20 protein-coding genes are annotated in these 19501 nt (G+C 63.7%); 12 read left to right on the top strand and 8 right to left on the bottom strand.

The annotated features are described in order from the left end of the window. Window positions 1-6: 6 nt before the first annotated feature. The 10 genes from CKJ82_RS05420 to CKJ82_RS05375 all read left to right on the top strand — a co-directional run bounded on the left by CKJ82_RS05420 (window position 7) and on the right by CKJ82_RS05375 (window position 8179). A complete protein-coding gene (locus tag CKJ82_RS05420; RefSeq protein ID WP_240510701.1) occupies window positions 7-969 on the top strand; it encodes a cutinase family protein in 963 nt (320 codons plus the stop codon). A 75-nt stretch (window positions 970-1044) separates the two neighbouring features. Next, window positions 1045-1665 carry a nicotinate-nucleotide adenylyltransferase gene (gene nadD / locus CKJ82_RS05415; protein ID WP_095537340.1) on the top strand — a complete coding sequence of 207 codons (621 nt, stop codon included), beginning with the start codon at window positions 1045-1047 and terminating at the stop codon, window positions 1663-1665. A gap of 70 nt (window positions 1666-1735) precedes the next feature. Further along, the gene (gene rsfS, locus CKJ82_RS05410; protein WP_095275455.1) at window positions 1736-2191 is read left to right on the top strand and encodes a ribosome silencing factor; all 456 of its coding nucleotides are present in this window, start codon (window positions 1736-1738) and stop codon (window positions 2189-2191) included. An 86-nt stretch (window positions 2192-2277) separates the two neighbouring features. Further along, complete coding sequence (locus CKJ82_RS05405) at window positions 2278-2919, top strand: histidine phosphatase family protein (protein ID WP_095537339.1); 642 nt, start codon at window positions 2278-2280, stop codon at window positions 2917-2919. Beyond that, the gene (locus CKJ82_RS05400) at window positions 2916-3719 is read left to right on the top strand and encodes a DegV family protein (protein WP_095537338.1); all 804 of its coding nucleotides are present in this window, start codon (window positions 2916-2918) and stop codon (window positions 3717-3719) included. The genes CKJ82_RS05405 and CKJ82_RS05400 overlap by 4 nt, the downstream gene beginning before the upstream one ends. Window positions 3720-3833: 114 nt before the next feature. Further along, complete coding sequence (locus CKJ82_RS05395) at window positions 3834-4508, top strand: ComEA family DNA-binding protein (protein ID WP_095537337.1); 675 nt, start codon at window positions 3834-3836, stop codon at window positions 4506-4508. Window positions 4509-4510: 2 nt separating this feature from the next. Continuing rightward, window positions 4511-6166: a ComEC/Rec2 family competence protein gene (locus tag CKJ82_RS05390; RefSeq protein ID WP_095537336.1), complete on the top strand. Its 1656-nt coding sequence runs from the start codon at window positions 4511-4513 to the stop codon at window positions 6164-6166. Between the two features lies 1 nt (window position 6167). Further along, entirely contained in the window at window positions 6168-7103 is a 936-nt protein-coding gene (gene holA, locus CKJ82_RS05385) for a DNA polymerase III subunit delta (RefSeq protein ID WP_095537335.1), read from the top strand. A 12-nt stretch (window positions 7104-7115) separates the two neighbouring features. Then, window positions 7116-7532, top strand: a complete 417-nt coding sequence (locus CKJ82_RS05380) for an ankyrin repeat domain-containing protein (protein WP_095537334.1) — start codon at window positions 7116-7118, stop codon at window positions 7530-7532. Then, complete coding sequence (locus CKJ82_RS05375) at window positions 7529-8179, top strand: LysE family translocator (protein WP_095275462.1); 651 nt, start codon at window positions 7529-7531, stop codon at window positions 8177-8179. The genes CKJ82_RS05380 and CKJ82_RS05375 overlap by 4 nt, the downstream gene beginning before the upstream one ends. 47 nt (window positions 8180-8226) lie before the next feature. On the opposite strand, the gene CKJ82_RS05370 is transcribed toward CKJ82_RS05375, so the two are convergent. The 3 genes from CKJ82_RS05370 to CKJ82_RS11520 all read right to left on the bottom strand — a co-directional run bounded on the left by CKJ82_RS05370 (window position 8227) and on the right by CKJ82_RS11520 (window position 10601). Beyond that, the gene (locus CKJ82_RS05370; RefSeq protein WP_240510700.1) at window positions 8227-9312 is read right to left on the bottom strand and encodes a CE1 family esterase; all 1086 of its coding nucleotides are present in this window, start codon (window positions 9310-9312) and stop codon (window positions 8227-8229) included. A 191-nt stretch (window positions 9313-9503) separates the two neighbouring features. Then, the gene (rpsT, locus tag CKJ82_RS05365) at window positions 9504-9767 is read right to left on the bottom strand and encodes a 30S ribosomal protein S20 (protein WP_095275464.1); all 264 of its coding nucleotides are present in this window, start codon (window positions 9765-9767) and stop codon (window positions 9504-9506) included. Between the two features lie 222 nt (window positions 9768-9989). After that, window positions 9990-10601 (bottom strand): type II toxin-antitoxin system PemK/MazF family toxin, encoded by a 612-nt coding sequence (locus CKJ82_RS11520; RefSeq protein ID WP_240510699.1) that lies wholly within the window; start codon window positions 10599-10601, stop codon window positions 9990-9992. Between the two features lie 100 nt (window positions 10602-10701). Here CKJ82_RS11520 and lepA point away from each other — a divergent pair, with 100 nt between their 5' ends. After that, window positions 10702-12558 (top strand): translation elongation factor 4, encoded by a 1857-nt coding sequence (gene lepA, locus CKJ82_RS05355; protein ID WP_095537332.1) that lies wholly within the window; start codon window positions 10702-10704, stop codon window positions 12556-12558. Here lepA and CKJ82_RS05350 read toward each other — a convergent pair. Together CKJ82_RS05350 and CKJ82_RS05345 are read right to left on the bottom strand one after the other, a co-directional pair. Beyond that, window positions 12542-13333, bottom strand: a complete 792-nt coding sequence (locus tag CKJ82_RS05350; protein WP_095537331.1) for a CPBP family intramembrane glutamic endopeptidase — start codon at window positions 13331-13333, stop codon at window positions 12542-12544. The genes lepA and CKJ82_RS05350 overlap by 17 nt on opposite strands. Further along, entirely contained in the window at window positions 13330-14898 is a 1569-nt protein-coding gene (locus CKJ82_RS05345) for an aldose epimerase family protein (protein ID WP_095537330.1), read from the bottom strand. Before CKJ82_RS05345 ends, CKJ82_RS05350 begins: the two co-directional genes overlap by 4 nt. On the opposite strand from CKJ82_RS05345, the gene CKJ82_RS05340 reads away from it, so the two are divergent. Beyond that, entirely contained in the window at window positions 14897-16105 is a 1209-nt protein-coding gene (locus tag CKJ82_RS05340; protein ID WP_240510698.1) for an alpha/beta fold hydrolase, read from the top strand. The two genes, CKJ82_RS05345 and CKJ82_RS05340, sit on opposite strands and share 2 nt — an antisense overlap. 180 nt (window positions 16106-16285) lie before the next feature. Here CKJ82_RS05340 and CKJ82_RS05335 read toward each other — a convergent pair whose 3' ends face one another. The 3 genes from CKJ82_RS05335 to CKJ82_RS05325 are packed head-to-tail and all read right to left on the bottom strand — an operon-like array spanning window position 16286 to window position 19499. After that, on the bottom strand, window positions 16286-17251 hold the full coding sequence (locus tag CKJ82_RS05335; RefSeq protein WP_095537328.1) for a ribokinase: 966 nt from the start codon (window positions 17249-17251) through the stop codon (window positions 16286-16288). After that, window positions 17248-18690, bottom strand: coding sequence for an ATP-binding cassette domain-containing protein (locus CKJ82_RS05330; RefSeq protein WP_240510483.1), 1443 nt, complete (start codon window positions 18688-18690; stop codon window positions 17248-17250). The genes CKJ82_RS05335 and CKJ82_RS05330 overlap by 4 nt, the downstream gene beginning before the upstream one ends. Further along, the gene (locus CKJ82_RS05325) at window positions 18687-19499 is read right to left on the bottom strand and encodes an ABC transporter permease (protein ID WP_420838547.1); all 813 of its coding nucleotides are present in this window, start codon (window positions 19497-19499) and stop codon (window positions 18687-18689) included. The genes CKJ82_RS05330 and CKJ82_RS05325 overlap by 4 nt, the downstream gene beginning before the upstream one ends. Between the last annotated feature and the right edge of the window lie 2 nt (window positions 19500-19501).

Below are 19501 nucleotides of genomic sequence, written 5' to 3'. Positions count from 1 at the left end.
ACATTGGTGGCAACTGGCTATATGCTCATTGGCGTGTTAAATTCTCATGCCAATCTCCGCGCTCGCCTCTGCGCGATTGTCATCGCCCTGGTTGCCGCAATTACCGTTGTCGCGAGTCCGCTGAGCCCGACCCCAAAGGCCGAAGCGCAGCACCGATGCCCAGCCGTCGCCTTTGTTGCCGCACGCGGGTCCGGACAAAACGACCAGATTTTCCGCACAAGCTACTCCCCGCAGGCGCCGTGGGTGTCGAACGGCTGGGAAGGGCAGACGATCCGTGCCTTCCTCCGCCACGCTGAGGGGCGTTACGCGGCCACGCACGGCGGCAATTCCCTGATGAAGGACGTCGAAGTACTCGGCCTTGAGCCTCGTTTCTACCCGGCTGTGTACCCCGAGTATGAGGTCCCCAACGTCATTGCACCGACGACAGCGCTGCAGGCGTTTAGCCTCGCAATGCAATACTCCGTCCCCGTGCTCCGCATGGCGATGCGCGCCGGGAACGAGTTCCTCGACTCTGTGCAGGTTGGTCGCACTGGCGTGATGGCCATGATCAACGGGTACGAAGCCACGACGGGCTGCCACCCGCAGTACATCCTGTCGGGATACTCCCAGGGCGCGATGATCATGCTTGAGCACGAGCGTGAGCTCGCGCGGCGCGGCCAGCTCGCCGGTGTGGTCTACTTTGGCAATCCGAATACCGCTGCCGGTGACCCGTCCACCGTTGGCGTGCCGGGCGGTGGCGCGGGTGGCATTCTCGGATTCCTGCCGTTTAACTCCCGCACGGCCGCTGGCACTGGCAACCGCGTGAACTACTGCCTGCCCCTCGATGGTGTCTGCGACCTTTCCGTGCAAACGCTGCGCGCTTCTCAGGGAAACGGCGGGAATCACGGGCGCTACTTCATCTGGGGCTCCCGGTGGGACAACCAGGTATCGGACTCGTTCGGCAGGTTCGTGGACCAAGTCCGCTACTAGGCCAGTTGCCGCGGTCCGGTCAGAAAAGCTGAGTCGTGGCATCATGCGAGCGACGTCCCGCGTACGCTAAGCGGCATGGACGACGTTTTTGCAGACTCGTTGGATGATGCCGCGCGCATTGGCATCATGGGCGGCACTTTCGACCCCATCCACCATGGGCACCTCGTCGCCGCGAGTGAGGTCGCGGACCGCTTCCAGCTCGACGAGGTGGTGTTTGTGCCCACAGGTAACCCGTGGCAGAAGGCGGGACGCACAATTACTGCCGCTGAAGACAGGTATTTGATGACGGTGATCGCCACAGCGTCAAATCCGCGGTTCTCTGTCTCTCGCGTCGACATTGACCGGGGAGGGCCCACCTACACGATGGACACGCTGCGTGATCTCCGCGAGCAGTTTCCCAACGCGCAGCTGTACTTCATCACGGGAGCGGACGCGCTGAGCTCGATTATGTCGTGGCGCGACTGGGAGCACATGTTTGAGCTCGCGGAATTTGTCGGCGTGACGCGCCCCGGTTACGAGCTCAGCGAGGACATGTTTCCGGAGGAAATTCAGCGGCGCGTGCATCTGATTGAGATTCCAGCAATGGCGATTTCATCGACCGACTGCCGGGAACGGTCAGGACAGGGGAGGCCAGTCTGGTATCTGGTTCCCGACGGCGTCGTGCAATACATCGGGAAGAACCAGCTCTACCAGTAAGTGGCACTTTGCGCGCTCATCGTGGGAGAATGGGGGCGCATTATTGTTATCAGCGAAAAGGAATTGCTTCTTGAGTGCAGCGCAGGTCTCCATCGATCAAGCCACGATTGCCGCAAAGGCGGCCGACGAAAAGCTTGGCACGAACATTGCCGTCCTTGATGTCTCCCAGGTCATGGGCATCACGGACATTTTTGTAGTCGTCTCTGCAAGCAGTGAGCGGCAGGTCGCTTCCATTGTCGATGAGGTCGAGTCTGAGCTCACTGCGGCTGGACTCGAGCCGAAGCGTCGGGAAGGGAACCGTGAGTTCAGGTGGGTGCTGCTTGACTACGGAAACTTTGTGGTGCACGTGCAGCGCGAAGCGGAGCGCGAGTTTTACGGCTTGGACCGGTTGTATGCCGATTGCCCGGCGATCTCGGTTGAGGGCATCGCGCCGTATGAGCGCCCGAGCGACTTCGGAGACGTTCGCGAGGTCGAAACCTTGGAAGACCTGCCGCTTGCCGGTGAGGTCGCGGAGGACGAAGACTAACGCTTGACGACGCCCACCCCGTCAGCAACCAACGTCGTTGATCCCCTTTTCAACGCGCCACATTGATTACGAGCAAAGGAGCGCCGATGCAGCGCCGGCTAATTCTGCTGCGGCACGGGCAAACTACATATAACGCGACCAACAGGATGCAGGGACACCTAGACTCCCCGCTTTCGGAGACCGGTTTGGCGCAGGCGCGGTCGGCTGCGGAATTGGTGGCCAAGCTCGGAGTGTCAAAGATTGTTGCTTCCGATCTCCAGCGTGCGGCAAATACTGCGCAGATCATCGCGGATCGGCTGGGGCTTCCCGTGTCGACTGATGCTCGGCTCCGAGAGACCCACCTCGGCGAGTGGCAGGGCAAGTCGCACGCAGAAGTCGATGCGGCCCACCCAGGTGCGCGGGCTCGCTGGCGCAACGATGCCGCGTGGGCACCACCAGAAGGGGAAAGCCGCGTCGAAGTTGCGCAGCGCGCGCGTCCGGTTGTTGAGGAGCTACTTGCAGAATACGACGCGTGGGATGACTCCGCGGTGCTCCTGGTTGCGCACGGAGGGACGATCTCGGCGCTGACAGCGAACCTGCTGGGACTTGACGTGTCACAATTCCCATTATTTAAGAGCCTAGGCAATACAAATACAGCGCGCCTGTACGCGATGCCTGCCTACAGTGAGCCCGATGCCGGAATGCAGTGGTACCTCGAAGCCTGGAACCAAGGGCTGGTCGTGCCATGACGGTGCGCGTAGTCGTTGATTCTGCAGCGGGACTCTCGGAGGAGCTCCTGCGAGAGTTGGATATTGCCGTGGTTGACCTCCACGTGATGGACGGGGACGAGGGGGCGTCGACAAGCGGACTCACCGCTATCGAGCTTGCTGCGTGCTACGGCCGCCAACTCGAGCGTGGAGGCGACGACGGCGTCGTCGCCTTGCATCTGTCGAAATCGTTTTCTTCAACGTGGTCCGCGGCTGTCCAGGCGGCGGGAGTCTTTCCTGGAAACGTGCGAGTGGTGGACACAAACGCTGCCGGTATGGCAGTTGGAGCCGCCGCGATGGCGGCGGCAACGATTGCACGTGAGGGAGCTGATTTGGACGAATGCGAGGAGATGGCACGGTCCACGATCGAGCGCTCCGAAACGTGGTTGTACTTGAGCCAGCTTGATGACCTTCGTAAGAGCGGGCGGCTTTCAACTGGCACGGCGGTGCTGTCTGCAGCACTGTTGGCAACGAAGCCCATTCTTCGGTTGCACGAGGGAAAATTCGAGCTGGCGGGGAAGACGAGGACGCAGACGAAGGCGTTTGCCAAGCTGGCAGAACTTGTGATGGAGCGCGCTGAGGACCTCCCTGTGTTTGCTGCGGTCCAACACGCCGAATGCGAGGACGCTGCTGAGCAGTTGGCGGAAACACTCAGAGAGGTGCTGCCAAACGGGTCACGCGTACTTGTCGCGCCTCTGGTGGATGTGCTCGCAGTTCACACCGGTAGTGGGGCTATTGGACTTTCGGTCGTCTTCTCTTCGCAGGGGCGGCCTGCGGCGTAATTCGCCTGCGTGATCTTCGTCGGTGCCCCACGGGCCAGATTCACTTACTTGCGATGTTGAGTGAATAGTGCGTTTCCTCTTCCGAATTATTCGAATATTGCGTATTATCGCGATATGGAATCTTTAGCAAGAATTAAAGAACTCACTCGTCCGACGGGGGAAGAGGATCTCCTCAACGTAAAATATCCGCCGCCCCGCATCCAGGTGGCTCCAAAATATGCCATCAGCGCGGTGGTGCTCGTATTTCTGGCGGTCGGTGGGTGGGCCATCACCCGCCCACCCTCTCACAGCGAATCTGTGCCCCAGTGGGAATCGACTGCAACTGAAGCAGAATCCAGTGGCCAAATCGTGGTTTCCGTGATCGGGCAAGTGGAAAACCAGGGGCTTGTCACGCTGCAAGACGGAGCCCGAATCGCGGATGCCGTTAACGTGGCACGGCCAACCGGTGACGCGGACATCTACCAGCTCAACCAAGCGCAGTTGCTCGTCGACGGCCAACAGATCCTTGTGCCAAGCAAAGGCGCGCCGCCGGTTCCTCACGAGCTCGGAGCTGGCGGTGCCCAGTCGGGCGGTGCGCCTCCGGCGGGTGGCGCAGGTGGGCTCGTTTCACTCAACTTCGCTACAGCAGAAGAGCTGACCAGTCTTTCAGGTGTTGGTGACGCCACAGCGGCGGCAATTGTTGCCCACCGGGAGTCAAACGGCCCGTTTGCCAAGCTGGAGGACCTCATGGACGTCAAGGGGATCGGCCCAGCCAAATTTGACGCCCTCAAAGACCAGATCACGCTTTAGCTATGCAGGAACTCCGACTCGCTCCGGCAGCCCTCGTCGTGTGGGGAGCAACCATCTGCTGCCTGCTCATCGGCCTGCTCCCCGCAGGCTTCTTTGTAGTGGCGACAGCATTGGTGTTCTTCTGTGCGCGGCAAAAGGGGCAGGCGATCCTGGTCGCCGGACTTGGCGCTGCATCCCTTATTGGTACGTCTCTGCGTATCCGTATTGCAACATCCTTTGCACTGAGCCACGAGGTTGGTCGCAGTGCAGAATTCCCCGCTACGGTGCTTGGCCAGCCTAAGCCGTTGAGCTCGGGCGGGTTCCTTACAAACGTGAGCCTTGATGGCTACCCAGCGAAGATTCCAGTCTTCGCACCGGAGTTGGATGACTCTGTCGTTTCAGGCGCAAGCGTAGCGGTATCTGGCCAGGTACGGGAGTCCACGTTTCCTGGGATCGGGACGGTGACAGTAAACGGCGAAGTGGACACTGTTGCTGCGCCGCGCGGTTTTGCCGCGTTTGCGCACCATGTCCGTGCGACATTTGGACAATCTGTGCAGGCAAATGTTGGGGATGCTGCGGGAGGCCTCATCCCGGGAATGGTACTTGGAGATACGCAATATCAAACCGAGGCTGAGCAACAGGCATACATTGATACGGGGCTGAGCCATCTGTCTGCGGTGTCCGGCGCGAACGTAGCGATTGTGACAACGTTTGCGATCGTCGTCGCATCGCTTGTAGGCCTTGGATTGCGGGGGCGCCTCATTGCCGCGGCGATAGCACTGTCGCTCTTTGCCGCGCTGATTGGTCCGGATCCGAGTGTGCTGCGTGCGTCCGTGACCGGACTGGTCGGTGTTGTGGCGGTGGTGGCGTCGGCAAGAGTCGAGCCCATTCACGCGTTGTGTTTGTCGGTGATCGTCTTGATTTTTATCGACCCAGACCTGGCGGTGCATTTCGGTTTTGCGCTGTCCGTCGCGGCTACTGCCGGGATTGTCGCGCTCAACCCACTGCTTTACCGCGCCCTTGCAGTTACCGGGTGGCCGGACATTGTGGTTCGAGCGCTGGCTGTAGCAATTGCTGCTGACCTTGCGACGATACCAATCATTGCGCTGATGTCGGGACAGGTCTCGCTTGTCTCGGTGGCTGCGAATGTCCTCGTCGCCCCAGTGGTTCCCCTCATCACGGTCCTCGGCTTGATCGCGGTGGTTCTCGCGTTGCTGCCAGGAGGCCTCGAGGTGGTGCTCCTGCGCGCAATAGAACCGTTCGCGTGGTGGGTCCACAAGGTCGCAACATGGGGATCGGAGATGCCTTTTGCGCTTATCGACGCCACGCCAGCGTCCGCACTCGTCGCCTACGGATGGATCGTCGCGGGCCTGGTCGCGGGACGCCCGAGACTGACGTTAGCCACGATTGTGTCGTTGATCCTCGTGATGCAGGCCCCCTTTTCCGGACATGGTCGCACGCTTGATCCGGGGCAGCTTACTGCACACGTCGTAGAAAGCAAGGAAGACGTCGAACCAATTCCGGCAGGAACCCAGGTTGTGGTGGTGCTTGAATCCGGGCGGCCACACTCGCGGCCGGTGCAAACGGCATCCGGTATCCCGGTGCTGTTTCCCAACCGCGATGGTCCCGTGCGACTCTACGCCGATGGCACGCAGGAGCTTCGCGGTTCCGGCCCCTAAGATGGTGGACATGCTCAACCCCGTGCACCTCGTACTCGGTGAAGAGGCGTTTCTTTCGGAGCGCATCACCAACGAGATCATCGACCAGATTGGCCCTGCTGCGGAGGTCTCCACGCTGCGTGCAGGCGACGTCACCGAAGGCGAAATCGCGATGGCAACAAGCCCATCCCTCTTCGCCGAAGAACGTGTCGTGGTGGTGAAAAAAGCAGAAATAGCGGGAAAAGAGCCCACCCAGGTGCTCTTGAACGCATGCGTGGATCCTGCCCCGGGCATGACGCTCATCATCGAGCACACCGGCGGTGGGCGCCAAAAAGCGATGGTGAAGAAATTTCAGAAAATCGCTGAAGTACATCCTGCAAATCCGGTTGGCCCTCGAGACCGACCCGCATGGGTTACGTCCGAGTTTCGTCGTCACGGCGTTCGCCCGCATCAGGACGTCGTCGCCGCGCTGCTTGAATCTGTGGGATCTGACTTGCGGGAGCTGGCGTCCGCTGTCAGTCAGCTCGTGGCGGACACAAACGGCGAAGTCACGGTCGAAGCAGTCCGTCAGTATTACACGGGCGTTGCAGAAGTAGCCGGGTTCGATATTGCGGAACTCGCGCTGCAGGGCCGTGCGGACAAAGCGCTGGCGTCAACGCGCCGGGCGTTGCAATTGGGCACGGACCCTGTAGCTATTGCAGCGGCGTTGGCGTATAAGGTCGGCGACCTCGCAAAGTTGCAAGGGGAGCGTGGGGACCCAAATCAGCTTGCCAGGGTCGTCGGTATGCCACCGTATGGGGTGAAGAAGACCATGCAGCTCGCACGACGGTGGTCTTCTGAGGCAGTGTCGCAGGCCGTGATCATCGTGGCAGACCTGGACGCAGAGGTGAAAGGCAATGGCGGTATTCCCGAGTTTGCGGTGGAGAACGCTGTCCGCCGTCTCGCACAGCTCGCGTGATAGTTTTTCGGTATGACCATTGAGCGCACGAGCAATCCTGCCCACCAAGACGAGAAACTTCCCGAGGAAGTGCGGGAATTTGCCACCAAGATGTTCAACTTGGCACGTTCCGGCGACGTATCGCTCTTGGATTACGTTGACGCCGGAGTGGATGTGAATCTGTCCAATCAGGACGGCAATAGCTTGCTCATGCTCGCCGCCTATTCAGGGCATGTTGATGTGGTCCGTGGGTTGCTCGGCCGTGGCGCAGATGTTGAACGCCTCAACTCCCGCGGCCAGAGCATCCTCGCCGGTGCGGTGTTTAAAGGCGACGAGGACATGGTGAGCGTGCTGCTTGCTGCCGACGCGAGCCCAGAGGCAGGGCAGCCTTCAGCGCGGGAAACTGCGCGTATGTTTGGCCGCGAAGATCTGCTGGGACCGACCGCATGATCGGGTTCGGGGACCTGGCTGTCATCGTCGGCCTGAACTTGCTCGGTGCGGCATCACCGGGGCCGGACATTATTCTGGTTACGCGGACAGGGACTCGGTCGCGCACCCATGCGTGGGCCACGACCCTGGGGACCCAAACTGGGGTGCTGTTGTGGTGCACGTTGACAGTGATCGGTGCGACTGCGCTCCTCAACGCATTTCCGTGGGCGCTCGAGGCCGTGCAGGTATTGGGCGGCGCTTTCTTGGCATGGATGGGGATCGGCAACGTACGTAGCGGTTGGGCAGAGAGGAGGAAGCCTCCTCCAAATACGGTTGAGGCTGCACGCCGACTCGGCACGCCACGGGCCAGCTACATTCGAGGGCTGACCACGAACCTGGCGAACCCGAAAATTGTTCTCGGCCTCTCAGCGATGATCGCCCCGCTACTGCCAGCGCACCCTTCGGCGCTGACGGCGGTTGTCGTTATCTTGGCGCTGTGGCTGAGCTCATTCGCGTTGTTTGCGGCGTATACCCAGGTCATTTCTACAGATCGCGTCCGGCGCCGGATGCTAGGGGCAGGCCCCTTCATCGACATCGGCGCTGGCTGCTTCTTTTTCGTCGTCGGTGTTGTGCTCTTTCTACGCGGCGCACTCGCATTGGGGCAGTAACGTGCAAGGCTGCGGCATAGTCCCCGCAGCACCGCTTTGGCGCCGCGTTAGAGCTCGTTGAGGACGAAATTGACGGACTCCGTCGTCGCGTCTGGGTTGGTAAACCACGTGTGGCCGCCACCGTCGACGCGCTCAAGCCGAGTGGGCGTGAGACAACTCGTGGGCTCAAAACTGGTGGAAAACGCTCCGGGGGTTTCAATGAGCTGCGTCGAGCAACCGTTCTTCCGGCCAAACGTAGCAAACACACGGTCGACGGGTTGAAAGTGCGCGCCGTGTCGGGTTCCGCCGAAATACCCCACGACGTCGTCGTTCGTCCCGTGCAGCAGGAGCGTCGCCACGTCGCCGGACGTGCAGTTGCTCACGGTCGGGTCGTAGTACGCACCGGCAGCCGAAGCAACTGCTTTGACCAATTCTGGTGCGTGGCACGCCAACGCGACAGCCATGCCACCGCCGTTGGATAGCCCGATCGCAGCAACGTGGTCCCGCTCGCCACCGAAGTTGGTCGCAACATCGTCGATCGCGGCACGGACGAAGTCGATGTCGTTGTCCACAGTCGTGTCAGCGTATGGTGCGCCGCCCCAAGCATTGTTGATTCCTTGCGCATAGATAATGATTGCGTCACGAGCGACCGATTCCAGTCGCATGTATTCACGCGAGCGCTCAGCAGAATGCTGCCAACCGCCAAAGGCGATGATGACCGGGTAGGCATCGCCTTGGTGATAGTGGGCGGGCAGTACGACGTTGAACTCGCGGGTTCTACCGCCTGCCTGCACGGTGCGACGTCGGAGCGACCCTCCGCCTTCATAGTCACCGTCGGGAGCAGCGTTCTTCGACGACCCCTCGGTGCCCACAATCGGAAGCGCAACGCCCAGTACCGCGATGAGTGCGATGAGGACGCCAATGCGCTGCGCCACCACCGGATCTACCCCGGGAAGCTGAGGGAAAGCTCCGTTCAGGCCGCGTGGCCGGCTCTTGAGAAGCTCTTCTGCGAGCGACGCATTCGTGGCAGGCAGGACGCCGACCGAGGCGTCCTGCGGGCGGCTCTCCGCAGGGGTATCCGCAGAGGCGACGGCAGGGAAGCCGTCCTCCTCGCTGAATGCAACCGCGGTGCTGAGGGCGAGTGCAGTGGTCAATGCGGCCGCACTCATCGTTCGTCGCCACGATCGTGGCAGGCGCGGCGCTCGGGGATTGGACGATTGGGAAATGATCACCCGGCAATCGTAATCCAACCTGGGAGCAAGTATTGCGTCTCCCGTGGGCGAATATGAAAAAGCTCCCACGCCGACCTCGCGGCCGGGGCGGGAGCGACGACGCTCAGCGTCAGTTACGCCATCTTGTTCAGGGCGGTAGCCATGTTGGACTTCTTGTTCGCCGCGCTGTTGCGGTGGTAGACGCCCTTGGTCACAGCCTTGTCAAGCTTGCGGGAAGCCACGCGGAGCTGAGCCTCTGCGGCAGCCTTGTCGCCGGACTCGACAGCCTCGCGGAACTTGCGGATCTCGGTGCGAGTGGCGGAACGGATGGACTTGTTGCGCAGACGACGCTTCTCGTTGGTGAGAACGCGCTTCTTCTGCTGCTTGATGTTTGCCATGATGTACCTCTTGGTCTTTCGTCAAAACGGATCGGTTCGTGTCGATCTCCCGGAAGCGGGGAAGAAACTGCCTGGCTGTAGCGACCCTCGTCGGCGTGCGCCGTGCGTTGGTCTACGCGGACCCAAGGTCCTGACCGCGTCGTCAAGCAAGCCCCGAAATGCCCCGGGCTGAAACAACCACTCAAACCTAGCAGCTCAGCAGGAGAAACCCCAAAACGTGCGCTACTCCCAGTCAAACCTGTCGCGTAGGCGGTTTGCCACACGCTCAAATCGGCGCTGCGGGATGATGGTGCCGGAACGGTGCAGGTCACTTTCCGGCACAATCATTGTCTTGTCCAGGCGCACCCAACAGGGCTTTCCAGAGGCGTTCCATTCGCCGGCACCGATGCCCAGCCAGCGTTCGTCGCTGGCGTGCTCGGCTTCGGAGGAGATGAGCAAGCCGAGAACTTCGCCGCGTTCGCGGCCGACGACCAGCATCGAGCGTTGCCGTGGCGGGTGTGAGGGGACGGTGACCCAGACAACCTCGCCGGGTTCGGCGTTGCCGTCCATATCGGGTGCGTAGTAAATGTTGCGCGGCAGGTGCGCCGTCGGCCTCACCGTGACGTAGGTGGCGGTGCGGGGCTCGTGCGCCGGGTTGCGGGTCCCCAGGCGCTCGTTGAGTAACGCGAGCCCCTGGTCCAGCGAACCTACGCGGTGCTCGTCTTTGCTCCCGTGGTTGCGCCTGATCAGCCTGGACGTTGTCGCCTTGATCTTGTTCAGCGGTTGAAAGCTTCTGGGCATCTTGCCCAGGCGCGGCTTGTCGCCCTGAGGGGTGGGGTCTCCGTGTGATTCCACGCTGCTGAACCTTCCGTTCGTGTTGCTGGACACTCTAGGCGTTCTCAGTGGGCGGGACAAGTGGTTTCGCGTGGGTTGTGCCCGGTAGGATGGTGAAACTATGGCTGCCACTACGAATAATTTTGCGGAAGAGACGTTTACTTCGCCCGAGCGGATCCGAAACTTCTGCATTATCGCTCACATTGACCACGGCAAATCTACGCTCGCTGACCGGATTTTGCAGTTGTCAAACGTGGTGGCTGCGCGCGAGATGCGCGATCAGTACCTAGACAACATGGATATTGAGCGCGAGCGTGGCATCACGATCAAGGCGCAGAATGTGCGTCTTCCCTGGACGCCGACGACCGGTGAGTACGCCGGCCAGGACACGGTGCTGCAGATGATCGATACCCCCGGCCACGTGGACTTTTCCTATGAGGTTTCGCGTTCCCTCGACGCGTGTGAGGGCGCAATCTTGCTTGTCGACGCAGCGCAGGGGATCGAGGCCCAAACCTTGGCCAATCTGTACATGGCCATGGAGAATGACCTGGAAATCATCCCCGTACTGAATAAAATCGATCTGCCCGCCGCAGATCCGGACAAGTACGCGGGGGAGATTGCCAACATTATCGGTTGCGAGCCGGAGGACGTGCTGCGCGTCTCCGGGAAGACCGGCGAAGGCGTGGCGGAGCTGCTGGACAAGGTTGTCGAGCTCGTTCCGCCGCCGACGTCGGAACACGGTCCGGATGCGCCTGCGCGCGCCTTGATTTTCGATTCGGTCTACGACACCTACCGCGGTGTGGTCACGTACGTGCGCATGATGGACGGCAGGCTCGAGCCGAACCAAAAGGTGCAAATGATGAATACCGGCACCACCCTGGAGATCCTCGAGATCGGCGTCGTCTCTCCAACCATGAAGAAAACGAAGGGGCTGGGTCCGGGCGAGGTCGGCTACCTGATCACCGGTGTGAAAGACGTGCGCGAGACGCGCGTGGGTGACACGGTGACCTGGGCGCAGAAGGGCGCCACCGAAGCGCTGGAAGGCTTCGAAGACGTCAAGCCGATGGTCTACTCGGGCCTGTTCCCGGTCAGCCAGGAGGATTTTCCGACATTGCGTGAGAGCCTGGAGAAGCTCCAGCTCAACGACGCCTCCTTGACTTGGGAGCCCGAAACGTCGGTGGCGCTGGGCTTCGGCTTCCGCTGCGGATTCCTCGGCCTCCTGCACATGGAGATCACCCGCGACCGCCTCGAGCGCGAGTTTGACCTGGACTTGATTTCCACGGCACCGTCGGTCACCTACCGCGTGATCGCCGAGGACGGCACTGAGCACCTCGTGCACAATCCGTCGGATTGGCCGGGTGGCAAGTTGCAGCAGGTCTTCGAGCCGGTGGTCAACATGACGATCATCGTGCCGCAGGAGTTTGTCGGCTCCACGATGGAGCTGTGCCAGTCCAAGCGCGGTCAGATGAAGAACATGGAGTACCTGTCCGAGGACCGCGTGGAGCTGCGCTACATCATCCCGCTCGGCGAGATTATTTTTGACTTCTTCGATATGCTCAAGTCGCGCACGAAGGGCTACGCCTCGCTCAACTACGAGGAGGCAGGTTGGCAGGAGTCGGACCTGGTGAAGGTAGACATCCTCCTGCAGGGCGATCCCGTGGATGCGTTCTCCGCGATCGTGCACCGCGATTCCGCCCAGTGGTATGGCAACAAGATGACGAAGAAGCTCAAGGAGCTCATCCCACGCCAGCAGTTTGAGGTGCCGGTGCAGGCGGCGATTGGTTCGAAGATCATCGCCCGCGAAAACATTCGCGCGATGCGCAAGGACGTCCTGTCGAAGTGCTACGGCGGCGACATCTCGCGTAAGCGCAAGCTGCTGGAGAAGCAGAAGGCAGGTAAGAAGCGCATGAAGGCGATCGGGTCCGTGACGGTGCCACAGGAGGCATTCGTCGCGGCCCTGTCTACCGACGAGGGGTAAACGCGGCAATCAGCGCCGCGGACGCCACCGTCGCTACCGTGCCCAGGGGGCCGGAGCTTATCGACGCCCCCATCACCCACACGTTTCCTACCAGGTGCAAAGCCCACGCGGCCTCGATTCCGTCGGTGCGCCAGGTCAGCCACGCCGCGCAGGCGGCAAACACGGCGACGTCGACAATCGTGCCGGTCCCGCCCGTGTGCAGCGCAACGAACGCGAGCGCGGGCATGCCGTAGGCGATAGCAGGGTGTGTGCACCAGCGTCCGAATGCGCCTGAGCCAATGATCTGGGGGAGCGCGGCGCGGAACACGAGCTCTTCTGCTGCCGATTGCAGCGTGATCACGGCGCACAGCGCACACACCATCGCAACCGAGCGCGTTTCGCTCACCGGGGCGGGCTCCCCGCTGACGCGTGCCCACACGACGGCGCCTGCCGTGGCGGCAGCGTAGAGACCAACCGCGAGGGCGAGGGCACGCCCCGCTACGGGCCACCTGATGCGCCGCGTAGTTGACACCAGTGACGCGGGGTGGCGTCCGGTGCACGCGGCGGCGAGGGGAGCCGCCGGCAGCGTCGCTGCGAGAATCAGCAGCGGCTCAAAGAGTGCTCGCTGCGCGGGGTCGTCGAGCAGGATCCCGCGCGAGCTGCACAACTGGATGGCGAGCGCGGCGGCGACGCCGAAGGCGGTGGCAAACGCCGCGAGCAGCGCGAGCTCTGCTGCGCGAACCCACGTGCTGCGCCCGGGGCGCGCGTCGGCGGTGCGATGGAGCGGTACCGTCATGCGCGCACGCTACCGCCAGCAGTCGCAGTGACTGTCAGCGAGAGTTCTGCAGACGCACCCGGGGCGAGCTCAACACCTTCACGGTTCTCGCCCAGGAGCGCGGGTTCGACGCAGACGAAGCGGGTCCAGTCGTCCGCGCGCAGCCCGTCGGCGGCGGCACATTCCTCGGGGCCTGGGTTCCACACCACGACGTGGTCGGTGCCCTGGGTGCGGAAGGTGAGGGCGCGGTGGTCGTCGATAAGCATGCAGTCATTGGTGGTGCGAACGACGCTGTCGACCTCCCGGCCGAACGCGAGATCGCCGTCAATCCTGCGCGCTTCACCCGCGACCTTGTCAAAGTAGGGCTGGTCGGCGAGACCGGTGACGCGTGCGCGCGCGGTGTCAACGGCCCAGTAAGGGTGGAGCGCGAGCTGAATACGGCGAGACTCCTCGTCCTCATTGACCGCACGCAGCGTGAACGTGGGCTCGGGGCCGCGGCGGACGGTGTAGATCAGGCGGAGGCGATCGTTGCTGAGTTCCGCAGTGGTGGTCTCGCCAGTCTCCTCGGTGATGACCCACGGCAGGGCGCGCGCCCACCCGTGCATCTGCGGGCCCAGCGTTTGTGCGAACCACGGCGCAACCACGGGGACGCCGCCGTGCTCGGGCCCGGCGGACGAGTTGAACAGGAGGTCGCCGGTGGGGTGAGGGAGGGTACGCAGGTGGGCATCGGTGGTTGGCATGGGGGCAACCTTACTGCCGATGATCGGCAGCGCGATGAGTGCGAGGGCGAACGCGCCAAGTTGGCCGACGATGGGCAGCAGGACGCGCGCCGATTCCAGATCAATAAGACCGGAGAACCTTGCGTACGAGACAGTGATGTTATTGACAATGTGCAGCGCCACCGAAAGCTCGATCCCGCCCGAGCGGTGGACTAGCAGCGAGGCAATCAGCGCGAAGACCACAATGGTGACCATGCCGCCGCCGCCCGCAGTGTGCCCCACGACGAAGATTGGCAGGGCCAGTAGGTATGTGAGCCACGGCGAGCGCATCCACGCACCGAAGCTTTGCACAACCACGCCACGAAAAAGGAGCTCCTCAGCGAGACACTGCAGCGGCACCAGGCTGAGCACGATGGCGACGCTCCAGAAGAAGGTCGGGTCCAACGGGGTGGGAGGCGCGCCGTATATGACGATGTCTGCAGCGAGCGTGAGCAGGCCGGGCGCGGCAAACACTGCGAGCCCGGGCAGGAAGTAGTGCCACCGGAACCGCCGCTCGACCGACCACAGCGCGCGCACGTCGCGCCCTGAGGCCCACGCCGCCACGAACGCGGCCGGGACCGTCATCGCGAGCGCGCCGAAGCCAACCAGCATCGATGTGGGTGTGCCGTCCGCAATACGACCGATACTCTCTTTGCCGTTGATGAGAATGAACGCGACCACCCACACTGCCTGGAGCGCGACGAACAATACGGCGGCAACTGCGATCTCAACCAGCGGGCGCCACCACCGGTACGGGCGGATGCGGTCGCGGCGTGCGAGGCGGTGGAAGGCGGGGATCATGCGGGAAGTGTCTACGATCGCAGGCATGGAGTCAACTGTAGAGGTCACCCGAGGCCAATGGTCCGTCTTCGCTCGCGTGTTGGGAGACACCGACGCCCCAGCGTTGCTGTTCTTGCAGGGAGGGCCGGGCTCGCCCGCGCCGCGCGAGCGATTCGCGTGGATCGAAGAGGCGCTGCGCCGCGGTTATCGAGTCGTGCTGCTGGACCAACGCGGCACGGGCCGGTCGACGCGCGTCGACGCCGCCACACCCGAGCTCATCAACGCCGATACGTTGGCGCAGCTGCGTGCGCCGGAGATCATCAAAGACGCGGAGGCGATCCGAGAGGAGCTCGGCATCGAGCGCTGGGACGTACTTGGGCAGTCCTTTGGCGGGTTCTGTTTGCTGCACTACCTGTCGTTCGCGCCGGAACATATCGGGGTGGCGATGTTTACGGGCGGGTTGGCGTCGATAAGCGAGGGCCCCGACGCGGTGTACGAGGCGACGTTTGCGAAGCTGCGCGCCCGCCACCGCGCGTTCAACCGCAGCTACCCGGAGGCAGAGCGCACGATGCGCGAGGTGTGCCGCCACCTTGAGGCTGCCGAGGAAACGCTGCCGACAGGGGAGCGGCTCACCGCGCGCCGCTTCCGCACCGTCGGCATTGAGCTTGGGCGCGAGGGCGGCTTTGCGACGCTCGCGAGCCTCCTCGAATCACCCTTCCACCCCAACGGCCGACTGCGCACCGACTTCCTCGCCAACGTCGGCCAACGAGTTAGCTTCGCGGCCAACCCGCTCTATGCCGCTATCCACGAATCCATCTACGGCGGCACCGTGCCGGGGGCGACGAACTGGTCTGCCGAGCGGGTCTCGCGCACCATCGCGGGCTTCGCCCCGGACGCTTCGCCGGACGACGACGAGTTCTACCTCACCGGCGAACACATCTTCCCCTTCCAGTTCGACGAGGATCCCGCGTTGCGCCCGTTCAAGGGTGCGGCGAACGCGCTCGCCGCCAAGGACGACTGGGGCAACCAGTACGCGGGCGTCATCGACGGCGCGGCGGCGCACGAGGCTGCGGGCGGCAGACGCGTTGCAGCCGTCTACACCGACGACATCTTCGTACCTCGCGAGCTGTCGCTGGCCACCGCGGACGCGCTGGGAGTGAGCGTGTGGGAGACCGCAACGTACCAACACGACGGCCTTCGGCGACACGGGACGGAGGTCATTGGGCGGCTGCTGGAGATGGCTGCGCAGCGGTAGTGCGTGTGGGGTGCACGCGCGGTTGCGCGCGGGCTATGATCGGGGCATGCAACGACCGGTTCCCCGCGAGCAAGTGCAGTTGAGTCCTGCCGAGGCGCACGAATTTGAGGACCTCACGGCCGTGTTTGAGCGAGTTGAGGAGCACCTGCTGAGTTGGTCTCTAGTGCCCCGCATCCGCGACTAGCGCGCAGCCCCCGGCAGCTCGTCACCGGAGTTTGGGTACGACGGCTGGGCGCCTGGACGCTGGACCGAAAACGCGCCGACGCGCGCCGCGTAGGCGGCCGCGTCATCCAGCGAGTCGCCGGCGACGAGCCGGAAGCACAGGGCGCCAGCGAACGAGTCCCCGGCACCGACAGTATCTACCGCCGTCACGCGCGGGCTCGCGATGTCGCGCAGGCCGTCAGCATCGGCGACGAGCGCGCCCGCCGCACCAAGCGTGAGGACGACCGACGCAACCCCCGCGTCGAGCAAGCGCTGCGCCAGTTCGGGCGGGGTTCCCGAGCCGTCGAGGCCAAGCTGCGCCAGGATCAGGCCGGCCTCGTGTTCGTTGGCGAGCAGCGGATCGGCCGTGAGCAGCGCGTCGCGCGGTACGTCGACAACGGGCGCAAGGTTAATCACCACCCGCCCGTGAGCCAGCTTGACGGCCTCGGCGAACCCGTCCGCCGGAATTTCGCCCTGCAACAAGACCAGCGGCGCCTGTTCGATGGGGGCACGGTGCGCGCGCACGAACGTTGCGTCGACCAAAGCGTTTGCGCCGGGGATGACCAGGACGGTGTTTTCGCCGTCGGCGGCGACGGTAATCACGGCGAGCCCGGTGACGTCGTCGACGTCCTCGAGGTGGTCGAGGTTCACTCCAGCTTCGCGCATGAGCGCGGTCGCTGGCGTGGCGTTCGCGTCGCGTCCGACGGCGCCGACGAGCGCCACGCGCCCGCCAAGCTTGGCTGCCGCGCACGCCTGGTTCGCGCCCTTGCCACCGGCGGTGATGCCACCGCCACTGCCCAGCAGCGTCTCTCCGGGCTCGGGGTGCCGCGGCACGTTCACGGTCAGGTCAGCGTTGACGGAGCCGACGACAACAATGTCGGCTGTGGCTGTGGTGTTCGCTGTGTTGCTCGTTGCGGCGGGACGGGGTGCGCTGTGTTGGCTCATAGGTCCTCATCGTACGGAAGATCGGTCGGGGTCTCGTAGGGGATGATTGCGTCGAGGAGCTGGTGGGTGTACTCGTGCTGCGGGTCGGCCCAGATTTTTTCGGTCGCTCCGTGCTCGACGATGCGCCCGCGGTGCATGACCGCCAGCCGTGGGCACAGCTCGCGGGCAACCTGTAAGTCGTGGGTGACAAAGATGAGCGTGCCGTCGCCGACGGTGGAGCGAAGCAGGTCGAGCACCTGGTGCTGCACGGATGCGTCGAGGGCGGAGACGGGCTCGTCGGCAAGCAAGAGCCCGGGGCGCGGCGCTGCGGCGCGGGCGATCGAGATGCGCTGGCGCTGCCCGCCGGAAAACTCGCTCGGCAGCCGCGATCCCGTCCCACCGAGCTCGACGGCCTCAAGCATCGCGTCGGCGCGCTCGGCGTCGACGCCGGCCTCGCGGATGGAATCGCGCACGCGCATGCGGGGGTCCAGCGACGAGTACGGGTCCTGGAACACCATGTGCAATCGCTTGGAAACACTCACCTCTCCGGAATCCGGGGCCAAAAGCCCCGCGATGACGTGCAGGAGCGTGGTCTTGCCGGAGCCGGACCCGCCGACGATGGCCACGCGGTCGCCCTCACGCACGGTGAGGCTGACACGGTCGAGTGCCCGCGTTGCCCCGCGGGTCAGTGTGACGTCGGCAAGCTCGACCACGGGTTGGCGCAGCTCACGGTCGTGCGTATGAGGATCTGCCGCGGGCGGGCCCGGCTGCGCGGCGCGTGCGAGGGACCGGGCGTACTCCCCGTCGGATTCCTCGATGCGCCCGCGGTGGAAGACAAGGGTGCGGTCAGTCATATGGTGCACGACCGCGAGGTCGTGGGAGATGAACAGCAGCCCCATGCCTCGCTCGGTGACGAGCGAGTCGATGAGGTCGAGGACCTCCGTTTGCGTCGTTGCATCGAGCGCGGTGGTCGGCTCGTCGCAGATGAGCACGTCGGGGTCCTGCGAGAGGGCGAGCGCAATGAGGACGCGCTGGCGCTGTCCGCCCGACAACTGGTGTGGGTACGCGTCCGGGCGATCCACGCCGACCTGGCGCAACAGGTCGCGGGGGACGAGCCGCCCAATCCTGGTCAGGGGATCCAGCGCCGTCATCGGTTCTTGGAACACCATGGCGACGCGTTGCCCGCGTACCTTTCGGCGGGTCCTGTCGCGGGTCCCCACCATCTCGATGCCGTCGACGGTGACCGAGCCTGAGGCCGGCGGAAGTCCAGGCTGGTCGGCGAGCCCCATGATGGACAAGGCGGTGAGCGACTTGCCCGAGCCGGATTCACCAATGATGCCGACCCGCTCGCCGCGTTCGAGGGTAAAGCTGACGTGGTCGAGGACGCCGGGGATGGTCAGCCCGTCGACGGTGATGAACGGTGCCGACGAGCCGTCAGCGGTGCTATTCGCCAAAATCACTGTGCCCTCCGTTCGGTTCCGGTGCCGAGCAGGTTAAACCCGAGCACGGTCAGCGCGATGGCCAACCCGGGCCACAGCGCTAGGTGCGGGGACGTGGCCAAGAACGGCTGCGACGCCTGCAGCATGCGCCCCCACGACGCGTACGGCGCCGGGGTACCCAGGCCGAGGAAAGAAAGCCCTGCCTCCGCGAGGATTGCGAGCGCGAACGCGACTGACACCTGCACCGTAATAATGGGTGCGATGTTGGGGAGGACGTGCCGCAGCGCGATGCGCCACCCAGCAACGCCAGAGATGCGTGCGGCGAGCACGTAATCCTGGTGCATGACTTGCATAGTGCCGACCCTGGCGACGCGGATGAATCCGGGCACGCCGGCAATGCCGACAGCGAGGATGACCACCCACATCGACGCACCGAACACGGCGGTAAAGACGATGGCCAGCAGCAGCGCGGGGAACGCCAGCAGCAGGTCCGCGCCCGCCATGACCACGCCGCCGCCACGACCTGCCGCGCCCCGCATGCCGGCGAGGACGCCCAGTGGCACACCGACCAGGGCGGAACCGGCGACGGCGGCAAGCGAGACCGCAAGCGTGAGGCGTGCGCCGTCCATGATGCGAGACAGAATGTCGCGGCCGAGCTCGTCGGTCCCCATCCAGTGCTGCCAGCTGGAGCCGACCAGGCGAGCGGCAGGGTCGGCGTGCAGCGGGTCGTACGGAGTCCATACCAGGGAGAGCAGCGCGGCGAGCACTGCCACCGCGACGAGCACGAGCCCGAAGGTGCGCCCCGCTCCGAAGCGTTTACGCGTTGTCACCA

Source organism: Corynebacterium gottingense, from assembly GCF_002285125.1.
In the GTDB taxonomy this organism is placed as follows: Bacteria; Actinomycetota; Actinomycetes; order Mycobacteriales; family Mycobacteriaceae; genus Corynebacterium; species Corynebacterium gottingense.
The sequence above is the reverse complement of the archived record's forward strand: the minus strand, read 5'-3'. Positions and strand labels throughout refer to the sequence as shown.

Bases quoted from the DNA above. Each gene is read 5' to 3' on its own strand.
- nadD (WP_095537340.1), top strand. From the start codon at position 1,045: ATGGACGACGTTTTTGCAGACTCGTTGGATGATGCCGCGCGCATTGGC.
- CKJ82_RS05405 (WP_095537339.1), top strand. From the start codon at position 2,278: ATGCAGCGCCGGCTAATTCTGCTGCGGCACGGGCAAACTACATATAAC.
- CKJ82_RS05400 (WP_095537338.1), top strand. From the start codon at position 2,916: ATGACGGTGCGCGTAGTCGTTGATTCTGCAGCGGGACTCTCGGAGGAG.
- CKJ82_RS05395 (WP_095537337.1), top strand. From the start codon at position 3,834: ATGGAATCTTTAGCAAGAATTAAAGAACTCACTCGTCCGACGGGGGAA.
- CKJ82_RS05390 (WP_095537336.1), top strand. From the start codon at position 4,511: ATGCAGGAACTCCGACTCGCTCCGGCAGCCCTCGTCGTGTGGGGAGCA.
- holA (WP_095537335.1), top strand. From the start codon at position 6,168: ATGGTGGACATGCTCAACCCCGTGCACCTCGTACTCGGTGAAGAGGCG.
- CKJ82_RS05380 (WP_095537334.1), top strand. From the start codon at position 7,116: ATGACCATTGAGCGCACGAGCAATCCTGCCCACCAAGACGAGAAACTT.
- CKJ82_RS05375 (WP_095275462.1), top strand. From the start codon at position 7,529: ATGATCGGGTTCGGGGACCTGGCTGTCATCGTCGGCCTGAACTTGCTC.
- rpsT (WP_095275464.1), bottom strand. From the start codon at position 9,767: ATGGCAAACATCAAGCAGCAGAAGAAGCGCGTTCTCACCAACGAGAAG.
- lepA (WP_095537332.1), top strand. From the start codon at position 10,702: ATGGCTGCCACTACGAATAATTTTGCGGAAGAGACGTTTACTTCGCCC.
- CKJ82_RS05350 (WP_095537331.1), bottom strand. From the start codon at position 13,333: ATGACGGTACCGCTCCATCGCACCGCCGACGCGCGCCCCGGGCGCAGC.
- CKJ82_RS05340 (WP_240510698.1), top strand. From the start codon at position 14,897: ATGGAGTCAACTGTAGAGGTCACCCGAGGCCAATGGTCCGTCTTCGCT.
- CKJ82_RS05345 (WP_095537330.1), bottom strand. From the start codon at position 14,898: ATGCCTGCGATCGTAGACACTTCCCGCATGATCCCCGCCTTCCACCGC.
- CKJ82_RS05335 (WP_095537328.1), bottom strand. From the start codon at position 17,251: ATGAGCCAACACAGCGCACCCCGTCCCGCCGCAACGAGCAACACAGCG.